At 42.8% G+C, this 17,577-nt stretch carries 16 protein-coding genes; 14 read left to right on the top strand and 2 right to left on the bottom strand.

Translation table 11 applies throughout. The features are described from left to right. Positions 1 to 172 precede the first annotated feature (172 nt). The 13 genes from KNL20_RS09945 to KNL20_RS09885 all read left to right on the top strand — a co-directional run bounded on the left by KNL20_RS09945 (position 173) and on the right by KNL20_RS09885 (position 15,821). Entirely contained in the window at positions 173 to 1,057 is an 885-nt protein-coding gene (locus KNL20_RS09945; protein WP_230397610.1) for a putative manganese transporter, read from the top strand. Positions 1,058 to 1,097: 40 nt separating this feature from the next. Further along, positions 1,098 to 3,122: an LTA synthase family protein gene (locus KNL20_RS09940; RefSeq protein WP_230397609.1), complete on the top strand. Its 2,025-nt coding sequence runs from the start codon at positions 1,098 to 1,100 to the stop codon at positions 3,120 to 3,122. Between the two features lie 83 nt (positions 3,123 to 3,205). After that, positions 3,206 to 4,837, top strand: coding sequence for an ABC-F family ATP-binding cassette domain-containing protein (locus KNL20_RS09935; protein ID WP_230397608.1), 1,632 nt, complete (start codon positions 3,206 to 3,208; stop codon positions 4,835 to 4,837). A 4-nt stretch (positions 4,838 to 4,841) separates the two neighbouring features. Beyond that, positions 4,842 to 5,765 carry a sugar phosphate nucleotidyltransferase gene (locus KNL20_RS09930; RefSeq protein WP_230397607.1) on the top strand — a complete coding sequence of 308 codons (924 nt, stop codon included), beginning with the start codon at positions 4,842 to 4,844 and terminating at the stop codon, positions 5,763 to 5,765. 167 nt (positions 5,766 to 5,932) lie between these two features. Then, positions 5,933 to 7,126: an ABC transporter substrate-binding protein gene (locus KNL20_RS09925; protein WP_230397606.1), complete on the top strand. Its 1,194-nt coding sequence runs from the start codon at positions 5,933 to 5,935 to the stop codon at positions 7,124 to 7,126. A 157-nt stretch (positions 7,127 to 7,283) separates the two neighbouring features. Further along, positions 7,284 to 8,168 carry a branched-chain amino acid ABC transporter permease gene (locus KNL20_RS09920; protein WP_230397605.1) on the top strand — a complete coding sequence of 295 codons (885 nt, stop codon included), beginning with the start codon at positions 7,284 to 7,286 and terminating at the stop codon, positions 8,166 to 8,168. 9 nt (positions 8,169 to 8,177) lie between these two features. Beyond that, complete coding sequence (locus KNL20_RS09915; RefSeq protein ID WP_230397604.1) at positions 8,178 to 9,254, top strand: branched-chain amino acid ABC transporter permease; 1,077 nt, start codon at positions 8,178 to 8,180, stop codon at positions 9,252 to 9,254. A 1-nt stretch (position 9,255) separates the two neighbouring features. Continuing rightward, complete coding sequence (locus tag KNL20_RS09910) at positions 9,256 to 10,014, top strand: ABC transporter ATP-binding protein (RefSeq protein WP_230397603.1); 759 nt, start codon at positions 9,256 to 9,258, stop codon at positions 10,012 to 10,014. Positions 10,015 to 10,027: 13 nt separating this feature from the next. Beyond that, positions 10,028 to 10,738 carry an ABC transporter ATP-binding protein gene (locus KNL20_RS09905; protein WP_230397602.1) on the top strand — a complete coding sequence of 237 codons (711 nt, stop codon included), beginning with the start codon at positions 10,028 to 10,030 and terminating at the stop codon, positions 10,736 to 10,738. Between the two features lie 34 nt (positions 10,739 to 10,772). Continuing rightward, on the top strand, positions 10,773 to 11,396 hold the full coding sequence (locus tag KNL20_RS09900; protein ID WP_230397601.1) for a cytidylate kinase-like family protein: 624 nt from the start codon (positions 10,773 to 10,775) through the stop codon (positions 11,394 to 11,396). A 145-nt stretch (positions 11,397 to 11,541) separates the two neighbouring features. Then, positions 11,542 to 13,764, top strand: coding sequence for a DUF2298 domain-containing protein (locus KNL20_RS09895; protein WP_230397600.1), 2,223 nt, complete (start codon positions 11,542 to 11,544; stop codon positions 13,762 to 13,764). Positions 13,765 to 13,789: 25 nt separating this feature from the next. Next, entirely contained in the window at positions 13,790 to 14,461 is a 672-nt protein-coding gene (locus tag KNL20_RS09890) for a polysaccharide deacetylase family protein (protein ID WP_230397599.1), read from the top strand. Positions 14,462 to 14,501: 40 nt separating this feature from the next. Next, positions 14,502 to 15,821 (top strand): replication-associated recombination protein A, encoded by a 1,320-nt coding sequence (locus KNL20_RS09885; RefSeq protein ID WP_230397598.1) that lies wholly within the window; start codon positions 14,502 to 14,504, stop codon positions 15,819 to 15,821. 24 nt (positions 15,822 to 15,845) lie between these two features. On the opposite strand, the gene KNL20_RS09880 is transcribed toward KNL20_RS09885, so the two are convergent. Then, positions 15,846 to 16,361, bottom strand: a complete 516-nt coding sequence (locus KNL20_RS09880; RefSeq protein WP_230397597.1) for a DUF4364 family protein — start codon at positions 16,359 to 16,361, stop codon at positions 15,846 to 15,848. Between the two features lie 169 nt (positions 16,362 to 16,530). Between KNL20_RS09880 and KNL20_RS09875 the strand changes: the two genes are divergently transcribed. Continuing rightward, positions 16,531 to 17,151 carry a DUF1836 domain-containing protein gene (locus KNL20_RS09875; protein WP_230397596.1) on the top strand — a complete coding sequence of 207 codons (621 nt, stop codon included), beginning with the start codon at positions 16,531 to 16,533 and terminating at the stop codon, positions 17,149 to 17,151. Between the two features lie 66 nt (positions 17,152 to 17,217). On the opposite strand, the gene KNL20_RS09870 is transcribed toward KNL20_RS09875, so the two are convergent. Continuing rightward, entirely contained in the window at positions 17,218 to 17,517 is a 300-nt protein-coding gene (locus KNL20_RS09870) for a YerC/YecD family TrpR-related protein (protein ID WP_230397595.1), read from the bottom strand. Between the last annotated feature and the right edge of the window lie 60 nt (positions 17,518 to 17,577).

Below are 17,577 nucleotides of genomic sequence, written 5' to 3'. Positions count from 1 at the left end.
TGAGAAAGGAGCCCGAATAGGGCGGATTTCGAATGTTTTTAGGATTGCGGGAGCACAAAGTGCGTAGCAATCCGTAGGTATCATAAGGTAGGTCAAAAGGTCATGCGATTCATGCTTGCATGAAAAAGCATGAATTTGGGACGCACAAAACATGAGAAAGCAGGGTATTTGAATGTTAATTGACGTATTAAAAGATACGCTGATCGATAGTCTGAAACTGATTCCTTTTTTATTTCTGACATACTTAGTCATGGAATATCTGGAGCATAAGACGGGAGAAAAATCCAGGGCTGTCATACAGAAAACCGGGAAATACGGTCCGTTAATTGGTGGGATTATTGGTATTATTCCGCAGTGCGGGTTTTCGGCGGCAGCGGCCAGTCTCTTCGCAGGAGGCATTCTTTCAGCAGGGACGCTGTTGGCCATCTTTCTGTCTACATCAGATGAGATGCTGCCGATTTTTATTTCCGAGTCCGTTGCACCTGTGACAATCTTCCGAATTCTGGGAATGAAGATACTTTTGGGTGCTGTTTCCGGATTTCTGATTGATTTTTTTCAGAGACTTCCAAAAAAGACCAGAAGACAAGAAAAGAATGGTCATATGCATGAAGAAAAGGATATCCATTCATTATGTGAACATGAACATTGCCATTGTGAGGAGGAAGGAATCTTTAAATCAGCAGTTATTCATACGGTACAAATCACATTGTTTATTTTCGTAATATCTCTGGCAATCGGATTGGCTGTGGAACTGGTGGGACAGGAGCGTATCGGTTCCATAGCCAGCAGTCGGCCGGTTGCAGGGGTATTCTTGGCGGCACTGATAGGTTTGATTCCAAACTGTGCCTCCTCTGTGGCTATCAGCCAGCTATATCTGAATGGTATCCTGGGGAGCGGACAGATGATGGCAGGCCTTTTGGTTGGTGCCGGTGTAGGTCTTCTGGTTCTCTTCAGAACGAATAAAAACGTCAGGGAAAATCTGAAAATTACAGGTATGCTTTATGCGCTGGGTGTATTCTGGGGAATATTGATCGAGGTGACCGGAGTTGTTTTTTAAGGGTAAAGACAGAAGAAAGAAGTCACCAATGGAAGCAGGGATGAAAAAACTGACAGATATCAGATTAAGAAGTGCATTTGCCGCGGGGTTTTTCTATTGGACGCTGATTCTGGTGTTTTTAACTAGCAAGTATCCATCTATAATAGGAAACAATCCTGAGGCAAATGGGAGTGGGATATTACAGTTTATGGCTTTAGTGGCGGCTGTAGCGTTTTCCTTTTCGGTCTGGCTGTGGAACTTTCTGAAAAGAGAATCGGGTAAACGCGATGCCGGAAAGATTAAAATCTGGCATTTTCTAATCACCTTAGCCAACTCTTTCTATATTTTCCTGCAGATAGAGTTTATAAATAATCCTTTGTTGAAGGATATGGAGACAGGATATATGGCTTTGAATGTAGTCTTTATTTTTGTTCTTCTGATGTTGCTGATGCTGATTCTAAATTCATGGCGCAGGACTATGCTGGCAGGGAATATTTTTTTTCTGGCCATGAGCCTGGTTTTTTATTTTGTCTATTTGTTTCGGGGAGAACCTTTTCAATTTATAGATATTTTCAGTGCGGGAACCGCTATGGAAGTAGCGGGAGGATATGATTTTCAGCTGACCAGGGAAATTATAATATTTGGTGTAACATCATTTTGTAGTATCGGTCTGTACTGGCAGTCCGAAGATTACATACTTGTAAGAAAACCTAAGTGGAAAGTACTCATGAGAGGTTTGACAGCAGTATTTGCTGCAGGCCTAAGCTTCATTTACTTAAATGTAGGCTGGAATGGAGCTCTTGGTATACTTACCGATCTCTACCGCCCTTATAAAACCTATGAGGAATATGGAACTACAGTGGGATTCCTGTGTGTGGCCAAATATATGAGACTGACGCCTCCGGAAGGTTATTCTGAAAAGGCGGTAAAAGATACGGCCAAAGACGTGGATACATCTTCAGATGACCGGGGGAATAAGACAAAACCTGTGAATATTATTGCTATCATGAATGAATCCTGGGCAGATTACCGTTTGTTAGGCGATTTTAATGTAACACAGCCCTATATGGAGTTTTATGATTCCATGAAGGAAAATACGATTAAGGGGCATACGCTGGTATGCATTCGCGGAGGGGGTACGGCAAAGACAGAATATGAGTTTCTGACTGGAAACTCAGTGAAGCGTTTCCCGGGAATGGTTCCTTATGTAAGCTATTTCACGCATGACCAGTATTCTCTGGTAACGACACTTAAGAGTCAGGGATACAGGGCAGAGGCTATGCACCCCAACAAGGGCAGTAACTGGAAGCGGACGAGTGCCTACCGGATGCTTCAATTTGACGAATTTTATACGATTGATGACTTTGCGTCATCTGCAAAGAGAATTCGTCAGCATATCAGTGATCAGGCAAACTATGAGAAAATCATAGAGTCCGTGAATCAAAAAGAGAATCCAAAAGAGCCGTACTTCCTGTTTGATGTCACAATGCAGAACCATGGTGGGTATACCGATACGGCCTATAAAGGTGACGTAAATACGGTGGGCTACACAAACAGTTCTGTAAATCAGTATCTGTCTCTGCTAAAGGAATCAGACGATGCTCTTAAGTATCTGATTGAATACTTCGAAGACTATGACGAGCCTACCATGATTGTTATGTTCGGGGATCATTATCCGGACCTGCCGGAAAGTTTTACAGAATGGATTACGGGGGAAAAATTTGAAGAAAGCACCCTTGAAGAGCAGGAGAAGTACTTTGCAACACCATTCTTTATCTGGGCGAATTATGATATCCCTGAGGAAGAGGGAATCCTTACAAGTACCAACTATCTGTCAACACTTATGCTGGAACAGACGAATCTTAAGATGACTCCCTATAATTATTATCTTTCCGGGCTAATGGAGAAAATGCCGGCTTTGAATCACCTGGGATACATAGATGACAAGGGCGGATATATTAGATGGGAAGATATGGACACCGACTATAAGAAACTGGAGCTTCAATATGAAGCTCTTCAGTACAATGAACTGGCAAAAGATGCAGGACGGCTGGATAACTTTTTCACAATAAAAAATTCTCCTTGAAAAAACAGGAATATCCGTTACAATAGATTATAGTTCGCCCAAAGGGCAGAACCTGAATAAATATAAGAAGATGAGGTCAGAAAATGATAGCAGCAAATAATGTGACATTACGTCTGGGTAAGAAAGCACTGTTTGAAGATGTTAATATTAAATTTACAGAAGGGAACTGTTATGGTCTGATTGGCGCCAACGGAGCCGGAAAATCCACGTTTTTAAAGATTTTATCTGGTCAGCTGGAACCCACGAATGGTGATGTTATAATCACATCGGGACAGCGCCTCTCATGTCTGGAACAGGATCATTTCAAATATGATGCCTATTCTGTTCTGGATACTGTGTTTATGGGAAATGCCAGGTTATATGAGATTATGAAAGAAAAAGAGGCAATTTATGCCAAAGAAGATTTTACCGATGAGGATGGAATCAAGGCGAGTGAACTGGAGGGTGAATTTGCCGAGATGAATGGATGGGAAGCGGAATCCGATGCGGAGCAGATGCTGAATGGTCTTGGTATCAGTTCGGAATATCATTATTCACAGATGGCAGATTTGAATGGATCCCAGAAGGTGAAGGTATTGTTGGCCAGGGCGTTATTTGGAAATCCAGATATTTTACTTTTGGATGAGCCGACCAACCATCTGGATCTGGATGCCATCGCCTGGCTTGAAGAATTTCTGATTAACTTTGAGAATACGGTGATCGTGGTATCCCATGACCGTTATTTTTTGAATAAAGTTTGTACCCATACAGCTGATATTGACTATGGAAAGATTCAGCTGTATGCCGGAAATTATGATTTCTGGTATGAATCCAGCCAGTTGCTGATGAAACAGATGAAAGAGGCGAATAAGAAGAAAGAGGAAAAGATCAAGGAGCTGCAGGATTTTATCAGCCGGTTCAGTGCCAACGCATCCAAGAGTAAGCAGGCCACGTCACGTAAGCGTGCGTTGGAAAAAATCCAGCTTGACGAGATCAGACCGTCCAGCCGGAAATATCCCTACATTGATTTCCGCCCCGACCGTGAGATCGGTAATGAGGTCCTGCAGGTGGAAAACCTGACAAAAACCATTGATGGTGAAGTGATTCTGGATCATATTTCATTTACACTCGGCAGAGAGGATAAGGTGGCATTGGTCGGAGCCAACGAACAGGCAAAAACAGCATTATTTAAAATCCTTGTGGGTGAGATGGAACCGGATGAAGGTTTTTATAAATGGGGAATTACCACATCCCAGGCATATTTTCCCAAGGATAACACCGCAGAGTTCGACAGTGATCTGACAATCGCGGACTGGCTGACACAATATTCTGAGATTAAGGATGTGACTTATGTCCGTGGCTTTCTGGGCCGCATGCTCTTTGCGGGTGAAGATGGAGTGAAGCGTGTAAAAGTTCTGTCAGGTGGAGAGAAGGTACGCTGCCTGTTGTCTAAGATGATGATTTCAGGTGCCAATGTACTGCTTCTGGATGAGCCGACCAATCATCTGGATATGGAGTCCATTACAGCGCTGAACAATGGTCTGATTAAGTTTCCGGGTGTTATATTGTTTGCATCTCATGACCATCAGTTTGTCGAGACAACAGCTAACCGTATTATGGAAATCGTGCCTGGCGGAGCCCTGATTGATAAAATAACCACATATGATGAGTATTTGGAAAGCGATGAGATGGCCAGAAAACGTCAGGTCTACACTATGACTGAGGAGGATAACTAGAAGTATGAAACGACCGGTTTTAGTAATAATGGCGGCTGGCATGGGAAGCCGTTACGGAGGATTAAAGCAGATTGATCCCGTGGATGAACAAGGACATATCATCATGGATTTTTCACTGTATGATGCGGTGGAAGCAGGATTCCAGGAGGTCATTTTCATCATTAAGCGGGAATATGAGACGGAATTTCGAGAGGCAATTGGGGATCGTCTGAATAACTTTGTAAAAGTTCATTATGTATATCAGGAATTGACCGATATTCCAGAGGGCTTTATGGTACCGGAAGGAAGGGTAAAGCCCTGGGGTACCGGTCATGCAGTGCTAAGCTGTATTTACGTACTGAATGAAGCACCGTTTGCTGTAATCAATGCTGATGATTACTATGGCAAGCATGCATTCTCCCTGATTTATGAATATCTTACGCAGCATCAGGATGATGAAAAATACCATTATGCCATGGTGGGTTACAGACTGGGAAATACCTTGACGGAGAATGGTCATGTTTCCCGTGGAGTCTGTCGAACAGATGCAAGTGGCTATCTGGAGGATGTATGTGAACATACGCATATCGAAAAGGCCGGAGAAAAGGTGATGTATACAGAGGACGATGGGAGAAGCTGGAAAGAGATTGATTCTGACAGTATCGTGTCCATGAATCTATGGGGATTTACCGACAGTTTTCTGGATGAACTGCAAAGCCGTTTTGCCAGATTTCTGGCGGAAGATGTTCCCGAAAATCCTATGAAGGCCGAGTATTTTCTGCCAACAGTGGTGAATGAACTGTTAAAGGAAGAAAAATCAGATGTTCAGGTAATGCTTTCCGAGGATCGCTGGTATGGTGTTACATATAGAGAAGATAAACCGATGGTTGTAGAAGCGATAAGCAAGATGAAGAAAGAAGGGCTTTATCCCGAATACCTGTGGAGATAAAACAAATTATCGTATTTTTCATTGACAAACAAAGATTTTAAGGGTAATATATTGCAATATATTAAATATTTTGTTACTATTTAGCCATGTGACCTGAAGAAGTGTAATCGGGCTTATGGCTAAATAGTAACAATACTTCAATAGACTAGAAACAGGAGGAGAAAGTTATGAAAAATATGAAAAAATTCATGTCGCTTGCGCTTACGGCTTCGTTGGTGGCTGCAGGCTTTGCAGGATGTGGAAGTAAGGATGATACATCCTCATCCGCGGGAAATGAATCATCATCTGCTGCAGGAGAAAATGTATTTAAAATTGGCGGAATTGGGCCCGTGACCGGACCGGCCGGAGCCTATGGTGATGCTGTAGATAAAGGAGCAAGGCTGGCAGTGAAAGAGATTAACGCAGCCGGTGGAATAGGCGGCAGCCAGATTGAGTTTAAGTTTGAAGATGATGAACATGATGCAGAGAAATCGGTGAATGCCTATAACACCCTGAAGGACTGGGGTATGCAGATGCTGGTGGGTACGGTAACAAGCACTCCATGTATTGCTGTAGCTGCAGAAAGTGAAGCTGACAACATGTTTCTGCTGACACCGTCTGCTACTGCAGTGGAATCGATTGCTCCTTCCAATGCATTCCGGCTCTGCTTCTCAGATCCTGCGCAGGGAACAAAGTCTGCAGAGTATATCGGAGAGAATAAGCTGGCTTCCAAAGTAGCTGTTGTTTATGACAGCTCAGATACCTATTCTTCAGGAATTTATGAAAACTTCGTAAAGGAAGCAAAGAACCAGGGGTTGGAAATTGTTGCGTCCGAGGCATTTACATCCGACAGCAAATCAGATTTTAATGTACAGCTTCAAAAAGCCAAAGACGGCGGTGCGGAACTCATATTCCTTCCGATTTATTATCAGGAAGCATCTTTGATTCTGAAACAGGCTCATGACATAGGATTTGACACACAGTTCTTTGGATGTGATGGTCTGGATGGAATTCTGGGAGTAGAAAATTTTGATACCTCTCTTGCCGAAGGTACGATGCTGCTTACACCTTTTGTACCGGATGCACAGGATGAGGCCACACAGAAGTTTGTAAAAGCATATGCAGAGGAATATAAAGACGAAGTACCGATCCAGTTTGCTGCAGATGCATACGACTGTATCTATGCAATTAAAGAAGCCGCCGAAAAGGCCGGAATTACCCCTGATATGTCTGTCTCGGATATCTGTGATGCATTAAAGACCTCTATGACAGAAATTACCGTAGATGGTGTAACAGGTCATATTACCTGGACAGAAGACGGTGAACCGAGTAAAGAGCCAAAGGCTGTTAAAATCGAAAACGGTGCTTATACTGCTATGTAGTTTCAGTATACGTTCAATAGTGAAAACGGGATTTTGGGGACACATCTTGTTCCGTCTGAAGACAGACAGGACAAGGTCTGTCCCCAAACGTTTTACCATATGATTGAAAAAGCATGAAATTCTGTGCTATAATAAAAAAAATTTTAAGAGGTGCACTATGAGTTTTATATCTTATCTGATTAATGGTATAAGTCTGGGCAGTGTATATGCGATTATCGCTCTTGGATACACAATGGTGTATGGAATAGCAAAGATGTTGAACTTTGCGCATGGAGACGTTATCATGATAGGCGCATATGTGGTGTTTACGCTTATGACCGGAGCGGGAGTCAATCCTCTTCTGTCCGTATTGATTTCTATGGCGGCATGTACAATTCTCGGGATGGTTATTGAAAAAATAGCTTATAAACCATTGCGGAATGCAGCATCTCCGCTTGCGGTTCTGATTACAGCGATTGGGGTCAGCTATTTTTTGCAGAATGTTGCTCTGCTGATTTTCGGGGCAGGTGCAAAGTCATTTTCAAACATTGTGAATTTTCCATCAATCTCCTTGGGCGGCGGGAAACTGATGATCACCGGAACTACAATTGTAACGATTGCAGCCTGTATTATCATTATGCTTTGCCTTATTTTATTTGTTAACAAAACAAAGCCGGGGCAGGCCATGCAGGCGGTATCTGAGGACCGCGGAGCTGCTCAGCTGATGGGAATTAATGTCAACGGAACTATTTCGCTGACCTTTGCAATCGGTTCTGCCCTGGCAGCTATTGCCGGAGTATTGCTTTGCTCTGCTTATCCTACACTTACACCCTATACCGGGGCCATGCCTGGTATCAAAGCTTTTGTAGCCGCTGTATTCGGCGGAATCGGTTCTATACCGGGTGCTATGGTGGGAGGTATTTTACTGGGTATTATTGAGATCTTGGGGAAAGCGTATATTTCTTCTCAGGTGGCAGATGCGATTGTATTTGCCGTCCTCATCATCGTACTGCTTGTGAAGCCGACCGGACTGTTTGGCAAAAACATACAAGAGAAAGTGTAAGGTGACAGGATGAAGAAGAAATTTACGAATATGAATAAAATTGCGAAGAACAATCTGCTTACCTATACCATTGTAATTGCTGCATATATTATCATGCAGCTGCTGGTTACATCAGGAAATATTTCGAGTCTTATGAAGGGACTCTTAGTCCCTGTCTGTGTCTATGTGATTGCTGCTATTTCATTGAACCTGGTGGTTGGAATCTCCGGTGAGTTAAGTCTGGGCCATGCCGGATTTATGTGTGTGGGAGCATATGCCAGTGCATTTTTTTCCAGAGCAGCCGGGGATGGAATGCCGGATATGCTCAGGTTTATTCTCGCTATTTTGGTAGGAGCCCTTACAGCGGGGATTTTTGGTATCTTAATCGGTATTCCGGTGCTGCGCCTGAAAGGAGACTATCTGGCGATTGTGACCCTGGCCTTTGGAGAAATCATTAAGAACCTGATGAATGTACTCTATGTGGGTAAGGATAGTCAAGGACTGCATGTCTCTGTCAGTGATGCAGCAAGTCTGAATATGGAGCCGGAGGGCAAAGTGATTGTAAATGGCGCGCTTGGTATCACGGGAACTCCCAAGGATTCTACCTTTACAATTGGAGTTATTCTGATCTTAATCACACTGTTCATTGTACTGAACCTGATATATTCCAGAAGTGGGCGCGCGATCATGTCCATTCGTGATAATCGTATTGCAGCCGAATCCATTGGAATCAATATTACAAAGTACAAACTGATGGCGTTTTCGGTTTCTGCTGCTTTGGCAGGCGTTGCAGGTGTGCTTTATGCTCATAATTTATCGACATTAACCGTGAAGAAGTTTGACTATAATACATCCATATTGATTCTGGTATTCGTGGTTCTGGGCGGAATCGGAAGTATTCGCGGATCAATTATCGCTGCGATTATTCTGACTGCACTTCCGGAGCTGCTTCGTGGATTGTCTGATTATCGTATGTTGATTTATGCGATTGTGTTGATTGTTATGATGCTGTTCAACTGGGCACCGTCGGCTATTAACTGGAGAGAACGGATAAAAGCCAGATTTCTGAGCAAACGGAAAAAAACAGGCAAGAAGGAGGCGGCTTGATATGGATATATTGGAAGTAAGTAATCTGTCTATTGCATTTGGCGGTCTTCATGCCGTGGAAAATTTTAATCTGAAGATAAAAAAAGGACAATTATATGGTCTGATTGGACCGAATGGCGCCGGAAAAACCACCGTTTTTAATCTGCTGACCGGTGTCTATAAACCGAATGAAGGTATTATTAAATTAGATGGGAAAGATATTACCGGGAGCAGTACCATAGATATCAATAAGGCCGGAGTGGCCCGGACTTTTCAGAATATCCGGCTCTTCAAAGACATGACTGTTTTGGATAATGTCAAGGCCGGACTCCATAATCACTATAAATATTCCACTGTGACAGGTATCTTGCGTCTTCCCGGGTATTATAAGCTGGAAAAAGAGATGGATAAGCGGGCGCTGGAGATTTTAAAAGTGTTTGATCTGGACGGGGAAGCGGATTATCTGGCAAGCAATCTTCCTTATGGAAAACAGCGTAAGCTGGAGATTGCCAGAGCTCTGGCTACGGAGCCCAAGCTGCTTTTGCTGGACGAGCCTGCGGCTGGTATGAACCCGAACGAGACCCAGGAACTGATGCATACGATTCGTTTTGTAAGGGATCATTTTGATATGACAATTCTCTTAATCGAACATGATATGAAACTGGTAGGCGGGATTTGTGAAGAACTGACTGTATTAAATTTTGGACAGGTACTGACACAGGGAAAGACTGCGTTCGTGTTAAATGATCCTGCAGTTATCACGGCTTATCTGGGCGAATAGGAGGAACTTTGAGATGGCAATGTTAGCAGTAAAGGATTTACAGGTCTATTATGGCGTGATACAGGCTTTAAAAGGGATTTCTTTCGAGGTAAATCAGGGAGAAGTCATTGCTTTGATTGGTGCCAATGGTGCAGGTAAAACTACGACACTTCATTCTATGACCGGCTTGCTTCAGGCAGAGAAAGGCAGTATTGAATTTGAAGGAAAGGATATCACCAAAGTACCGGCTCACAAAATTGTGGAGATGGGCATTGCCCATGTGCCGGAAGGAAGGAGAGTCTTTTCCCAGTTAAGTGTTTATGAAAATCTGAAGATGGGTGCATATACCCGGAAAGATAAAGGTGAAATCTCTGAAAGCCTGATGAATGTATATAAACGTTTTCCAAGACTGGAGGAACGTAAAAATCAGCGTGCAGGAACTCTTTCAGGAGGAGAACAGCAGATGCTGGCCATGGGCCGTGCACTTATGTCGCGTCCCAAGATGATTGTGATGGATGAACCATCCATGGGCCTTTCACCCATCTTTGTCAATGAGATTTTTGATATCATAGAAGAGGTGAGCAGCAGTGGAACCACGGTTCTTCTTGTGGAACAGAATGCCAAGAAGGCATTATCCATCGCTGACCGGGCATATGTATTAGAGACAGGGAAAATTGTTCTGTCCGGTGACGCAGATAAGCTGTTGAATAATGATTCCATTAAAAAGGCATACTTAGGCGAGTAAATACGTATTATGGTTGAGGAAAGGAGGCTGCACGGTGGAAAAAATTGTAATTACGATTGCAAGACAGTATGGAAGCGGCGGTAAGACCATAGGACAGATGGTGGCGGATGAATTGGGAATTCCATTTTATAACAGAGATATCCTGCGCATGGCATCCGATGACAGTGGCATCAATGAAAATCTGTTCATAGAAGCAGATGAAAAGCTAAAAGGGACCACTTTGTTCAGAATATCGAAAAGTGTATATGAGGGGGAACTTATTCCTCCGGAATCCGAGGATTTTGTCTCTAACCGAAACCTGTTTAACTATCAGGCAAAGGTTATTAAAAAGCTGGCAGAGACAGAATCCTGTGTAATTGTAGGCCGGTGTGCAGACTTTATACTCAGAAACTATCCAAATATGATGAGTGTTTTTGTACACGCTGATTCGCAATTCTGTCTTGCAAGAGCGATGGAGCGCAATAGTATGACTATCCGTGAGATGGAGAAATTTATCAATAAGACAGATAAATACCGGGGAGAGTACTATAGGCATTATACCGGGCAGGACTGGTGGGATGCCAGGCACTACGATTTATGTATCGACAGTGGAAAGCTTGGTTTTGAAAAGTGCAAGAAGGAGATTCTCAGTTATAGAAAAAATCGGTTTGACCTATAAAAACAATATTAATCTTCAGAACAGCTCTGCAGGCCTATTGGCTGGCAGGGCTGTTCGGTATATAGGGGATTTTCAAGGTTGCGAAGTTTGTCAAATTATTATAGAATAATACCAGGGTCAAAAGATGCGAAGGGAGTGCAGTCAGATGAGAATTAGTAAAAGAGGGTTATTTTATCTTTTGGGAATCATTGGGATTGTATTGGCTACTCTTCCTTTGATAAAAGGTGATAATGTAGTATTTCTAAAATGGTGGATGATGATTCTGATTTTGGGGATTGGATTTTTTCCACTTACCAGCCACCTCTTTGCGGGCTTTGAAGATAAAGGATGGTTGTTTTCCAAAGCTATTTCAGTTGCGGTCAGTGGCTTTGCCGTATGGGCGCTTAGCTGTGCGGGGATTTTGAAATTTACGGCGCTTACCTGTCTGGTCACAACGATTGTATCTATGATGCTGTGCTGGGGAATCGGCGGCTGTCTGTCAATACGGAATAATCAGAAAATATGGGATCTGGACTGGAATCTGGTTTTGGGAGAAGAACTGATTTTTATGGCGGCTTTCTTTCTGTGGACTTATCTGGCGGGCTTTCATCCGGAAGCACATGGTACAGAAAAATTCATGGATTATGGCTTTATGGCTGCCATGATGCGCAGTGAATCACTTCCGGCTCCGGATATCTGGTACAGCCTGAAAGATATGAATTATTATTATGGCGGACAGTACTATGCGGTCTTTTTAACAAAGCTCAGCTTCAGTGATGTGTCGGATACCTACAATCTGATGCGCACACTGGTGGCAGGGTTATTGGCAGGTATGTCGTTTTCCATCGTTTATCAGCTTGTAGGAGGAATAGAATCCATAAAGGATTCTAAGACAAAAAAGGTAATAGCTGCATTGGGAGGTCTGCTGGCAGGCGGTGCGGTGGTTTTTGCAGGAAACCTTCATTATCTGGTTTATGGTGTGATAGGGAAAGCCCTGGGCTGGAAAAAAGGACTGGATTACTGGTTTCCTAATTCCACCCGATACATTGGTTATAATCCTGAAACGAATGATAAGTGTATCCACGAGTTTCCGAGCTACTCCTTTGTTCTGGGAGACTTGCATGCACATGTAGTCAATACCATGTTCATTATCGTAGTGGTGGGGTTGATGCTTTCCTGGATTCTTAAGGTGCGAAAGGAAGCAGAACATGAGGTCAGATTGAATTGGAGGCGGTGCATACTGGATCCACATGTTATCATAGGTGGGTTATTTATCGGTATCTTTCAGTTTACAAATTACTGGGATTTTGTGATTTATTTTACCGTGATTGTAATATGCTGTATCTATACTAATTTATATCACTTTCAATTCAGATGGAAGACGGCACTGTTGTCGATTTTGATTCAATCGTGCGAAATTTTCCTGATAGGGCTGGTTACTTCACTGCCGTTTACACGGACATTTGAAACTATGATTTCAGGTATTGGAATTGCCCAAAATCATACAAAGATCCATCAGTGGCTGGTCCTCTGGGGACTTCCCACAGCGCTTCTGGTGATTTTTATTTTCGGACTTTTGATGAAGTACAAAGGGTTGGGAAAACTTATCAGAAAAGCTGACAGCTCGGATATATTTGCCGTTATCATGGGCATGTGTGCACTTGGGCTGGTTTTGATTCCGGAAGTGGTTTATGTTCGTGATATCTATGAGGATGGATATGCCCGTTCGAATACGATGTTTAAATTGACTTACCAGGCATTTATCCTATTTGGACTGATTATGAGCTACATCATCTTACGGCTTCTGACATGGCATGGCAGAAAGATACCAAAGCTATTGGGGAGCCTGGGACTGATTACTTTGCTGTCCACGTTTGGATATTTTGGAAATGCAGTCTATTCCTGGTTTGGGACCGTGTGGGATTCCGGTGAATACCGATGCCAGGATGCAACCCGCTATCTGGAGGCTGCCTTCGCTGAAGATGCGCCTGCCATCCGCTGGTTAAATGAACATGTAGAGGGAAATCCTGTGGTACTGGAGGCGAATGGGGACAGCTACAGTGATTACTGCAGGGTATCTTCCATGACAGGCCTTCCTACCGTTCTGGGTTGGTATGTCCATGAATGGCTGTGGAGAGGAAATCCGGAGGAACTGAACAAACGTGCGGCTGATATAGAAACCATCTATACGTCAAAGAATACAGTACAGGTGGAAAGTCTGCTGGATAAGTATGATGTGAGCTATATCTATGTGGGCAAGTATGAACGTGAGAAGTTTCCGATGCTCAATGATGGGGTTTTACAGAATTTAGGTGAGATGGTATACGTAAATAAAGAGATGACACAAAGTTCGGGTCTGACTTATGTGATAAAAATAAACAAGTCATAATAGATTAATAAAAAAGAGAATTTTTATGTGGCGTCGTTTTCGTCTGTTTTTTTTAATTGAGTGTCTGATTTTAGCCGCACTGCTGATTGCTGATGCGAGAAGCAAGAAATTTACGCAGGAGACTACCGGGACCACGGCCAGAGAAGACCCGCGGGTGGCACTGACCTTTGATGACGGCCCCAGCGAGTATACCATGAGTCTGTTGGATGGACTAAGGGAGCGTGGGGTGAAGGCCACATTCTTTCTGCAGGGGCAGTGTATTGAGGGCAGAGAGAAAATCATCAGGCAGATGCAGGAGGATGGACATTTAATTGGAAATCATACCTTTCATCATGTACAGCTTACAAAGCTGTCAGACGAACAGGCAAAGCAGGAGGTTGTGTCCACAAGTAATGCAATATTTAAGATTACAGGAATCTACACTGCATTTATACGCCCACCCTTTGGAGAGTGGAAAAAAGGGTTGGATTATAATGTGACGATGATTCCTGTACTGTGGACATTAGATTCCAGGGACTGGTATACACAGAATACGCCTGTTATCGTCAATGAGGTCATGAAACAGGTGGATGACGGAGATATTATCCTGATGCATGACTGCTTTCAGACATCCGTGGAATCGGCACTGCAGATCGTGGATCGCCTGAAAGAGCAGGGGTATGAATTTGTTACCGTAGATGAAATGATCGTGGAATAGATGCTTGCTGCAAAGAAGAATCAAGAAGTGGAGAGATACTATGGATTTATTTGACTACATGTCGGAAAAGAAAAAGGAAAGCGAATCCCCTCTGGCATCCAGGATGCGTCCCGTAACGCTGGAGGAGGTCGTAGGGCAGGAACATATCATAGGTAAGGATAAGCTGCTGTATCGCGCAATCAAAGCGGATAAGCTCAGTTCTATCATCTTTTACGGCCCGCCCGGAACAGGAAAGACAACACTTGCGAAGGTGATCGCCAATACGACCAGCGCAAAATTCACACAGCTTAATGCCACCACAGCTGGAAAAAAAGATATGGAAGAGGTGATCCGGGAGGCGAAGGAAAGCCTTGGAATGTACGGGGAGAAAACCATCCTCTTTGTGGACGAAATACATAGATTTAATAAGGGGCAGCAGGATTATCTTCTGCCGTTTGTGGAGGATGGAACGATCATTCTGATTGGAGCAACTACAGAAAATCCATACTTTGAGGTAAATGGTGCATTGATTTCCCGATCAATTATATTCGAGCTGAAGCCGCTGGAAAAAGAAGATATTAAAAAGCTTCTGGAACGTGCGGTAACGGATAAAAAAAAGGGTCTGGGCAGCTTTGATGTGGTGTTGGAAGAGGATGCAGAGGATTTTCTGGCAGATATTTCGGGAGGCGATGCAAGAGCCGCATTAAATGCGATTGAACTGGGTGTATTGACCACAAATCCCGGTGCGGATGGTAAGGTACATATTGACCTGGATACTGCATCGGAATGTATTCAGAAGCGGGTGGTGCGTTATGATAAAAGCGGCGACCAGCATTATGATACAATTTCGGCGTTTATCAAAAGTATGCGTGGATCAGATCCCGATGCAGCAGTATATTATCTGGCCCGGATGCTTTATGCCGGGGAAGACATTAAGTTTATTGCCAGAAGGATTATGATCTGTGCGTCGGAGGATGTGGGGAATGCCGACCCCGAAGCCTTACAGGTGGCTGTTTCCGCTGCACTTGCAGTTGAGCGGATTGGGATGCCGGAGTCGGCAATCATATTGTCTCAGGCTGTGACTTATGTGGCAAGCGCACCTAAGAGTAATGCCGCCTGTAATGCGGTCTTCGAGGCAATGGATTCGGTAAAAAATCACAAAACTACGATTCCGGTCCATCTTCAGGATGCACATTATAAAGGCTCTTCGAAGATGGGGCATGGAGTAGGCTATAAGTATGCCCATGATTATCCTAACCACTATGTAAAACAGCAGTATCTTCCAGATGAAATCGAAAATACGGTATTCTACCGGCCCTCAGATATGGGATATGAGCGGAAAATCAGGGAGCATCTCTTAGGACTTAAAGCTTCTGATTAAGATTCAAGAGTGGTTTAGAATCTTTCAGGTTAATATCTGCATGATATATGAGTAAATTTCCTGATTTTTCTCCGGCCAATTATTGCAGATTGTCCTGGCCATATTCTCAGTGGGAACAGTCAGGACAACCTCAATTAATTTGCCCGTTCGTTCTTTTACCTGGCAGTGAACCTCGTATTCCTGAGAGGTGGTCTTATAATAGTCGGCCAGAGTAGATGCCTCGCTTTGAAGTTCATATTTGTTTTTTTTCAAATAAGTATTAATTTCAAGGCGTATATCTTCAGAGATTTCTTTGCCAAAGAAATCAAGCGTTTCCCGCCCTTCTTCCGTCATGTGATAATAGGTTGTATTGCGAATTGTCTCTGTGGTCACCAGGTTAGAATCACTTAATTCGTTAATAGCTTGCTGAAAGCTGAAGTAGTTAGTGTAACCGGCATCCAGTATAAATTCGGAAATCTGGTTATTTGTCAGTGGGAAAGAGACTTTATCCAGCATGTAAAGTATGATTAATTTATAAAGTGTAAATGATGATTCAAGCATGTAAAACTCCTTTCTGTGGATATTTTATCATCCTGCATAAAGCCGATTATATCATAAAAGACGTGCAGAGTTAACTTTAAATTTAAAAAAAGTTATTAAAAAACCTTTACATCTAGTATTCAAAACTATATACTCTAAGTATAGTAGTTTTTTCAAGAGAGGGATTAAGATGACTATAGATACGAAGGACATGCTGAACAGCATATTGGAAAGTTTATCGAGGATTGATTATATCAAACCTGATGAAGTTCCTAATATTGATTTATATATGGACCAGGTTACAACATTTATGGACGCACAGCTTATTCATTCCAAGAGGTATTCTGAAGATAAGATTCTGACCAAAACCATGATTAATAATTACGCGAAGAATGACCTTCTTCCTCCTCCGGTGAAGAAAAAGTATTCACGGGAACATATGCTGATGCTGATATTCATCTATTATTTTAAAAGCATTTTGTCAATTACGGACATTCAGACTTTGTTGAAACCGATTACGGATAAATATTTTGATTCGGATGAGAAATTTAATTTAACAGATGTCTATGATGAGGTTTTCAGTCTCGAAAAAGAGCAGATTGAGGCGATGAAGCAGGATGTAATCCGGCGCTATAAACGATCGGAGGAAACCTTCCAGGATGCTCCCGAAGAAGAACGGGAATATTTAAAATCATTTTCTTTCATCTGCATGCTTGCCTTTGATGTATATATAAAAAAACAGATCATAGAAAAGATGATTGACAGTCTGGGAAAAAAGGAAGAGAAGAGTGAAAAGGGAAAAGAAAAATAATTCTATGGAAAGAGACTGCAGTCAAAAGCTGAAACTGCAGTCTCTTCGAGCGTATATCCTATGCTTTCATGGTCTGGAACTGTCTTCCAGACGGTTAAATACCATCTCGTACCCATCATTTCCATAAGTAAGGGAGCGGTTAACGCGGCTGATGGTCGCAGTAGATGCTCCTGTTTTATCAGAAATTTCCAGATAGGTCTTCTTTTCACGCAGCATCTTTGCCACTTCAAAACGCTGGGAAAGAGACAATAGCTCATTGATTGTACAGACATCCTGGAAAAAGGTATAGCATTCCTCTTTATTTTTCAGGCATAAGACAGCCTCAAAAAGGTGATCCACCGCTTCCGTATGAATCGTCTTGCTCATCAGGTCGATACCCCCTAAAGATTTTTAGTGATATCTGTATATTAACACACTAAAATGTTA

The organism is Novisyntrophococcus fermenticellae (genome assembly GCF_018866245.1).
In the GTDB taxonomy this organism is placed as follows: domain Bacteria; phylum Bacillota; class Clostridia; order Lachnospirales; family Lachnospiraceae; genus Novisyntrophococcus; species Novisyntrophococcus fermenticellae.
The sequence above is the reverse complement of the archived record's forward strand: the minus strand, read 5'-3'. Positions and strand labels throughout refer to the sequence as shown.

Bases quoted from the DNA above. Each gene is read 5' to 3' on its own strand.
- KNL20_RS09935 (WP_230397608.1), top strand. From the start codon at position 3,206: ATGATAGCAGCAAATAATGTGACATTACGTCTGGGTAAGAAAGCACTG.
- KNL20_RS09885 (WP_230397598.1), top strand. From the start codon at position 14,502: ATGGATTTATTTGACTACATGTCGGAAAAGAAAAAGGAAAGCGAATCC.
- KNL20_RS09930 (WP_230397607.1), top strand. From the start codon at position 4,842: ATGAAACGACCGGTTTTAGTAATAATGGCGGCTGGCATGGGAAGCCGT.
- KNL20_RS09905 (WP_230397602.1), top strand. From the start codon at position 10,028: ATGGCAATGTTAGCAGTAAAGGATTTACAGGTCTATTATGGCGTGATA.
- KNL20_RS09910 (WP_230397603.1), top strand. From the start codon at position 9,256: ATGGATATATTGGAAGTAAGTAATCTGTCTATTGCATTTGGCGGTCTT.
- KNL20_RS09880 (WP_230397597.1), bottom strand. From the start codon at position 16,361: ATGCTTGAATCATCATTTACACTTTATAAATTAATCATACTTTACATG.
- KNL20_RS09915 (WP_230397604.1), top strand. From the start codon at position 8,178: ATGAAGAAGAAATTTACGAATATGAATAAAATTGCGAAGAACAATCTG.
- KNL20_RS09925 (WP_230397606.1), top strand. From the start codon at position 5,933: ATGAAAAATATGAAAAAATTCATGTCGCTTGCGCTTACGGCTTCGTTG.
- KNL20_RS09895 (WP_230397600.1), top strand. From the start codon at position 11,542: ATGAGAATTAGTAAAAGAGGGTTATTTTATCTTTTGGGAATCATTGGG.
- KNL20_RS09870 (WP_230397595.1), bottom strand. From the start codon at position 17,517: ATGAGCAAGACGATTCATACGGAAGCGGTGGATCACCTTTTTGAGGCT.
- KNL20_RS09920 (WP_230397605.1), top strand. From the start codon at position 7,284: ATGAGTTTTATATCTTATCTGATTAATGGTATAAGTCTGGGCAGTGTA.
- KNL20_RS09940 (WP_230397609.1), top strand. From the start codon at position 1,098: ATGAAAAAACTGACAGATATCAGATTAAGAAGTGCATTTGCCGCGGGG.
- KNL20_RS09945 (WP_230397610.1), top strand. From the start codon at position 173: ATGTTAATTGACGTATTAAAAGATACGCTGATCGATAGTCTGAAACTG.
- KNL20_RS09875 (WP_230397596.1), top strand. From the start codon at position 16,531: ATGACTATAGATACGAAGGACATGCTGAACAGCATATTGGAAAGTTTA.
- KNL20_RS09890 (WP_230397599.1), top strand. From the start codon at position 13,790: ATGTGGCGTCGTTTTCGTCTGTTTTTTTTAATTGAGTGTCTGATTTTA.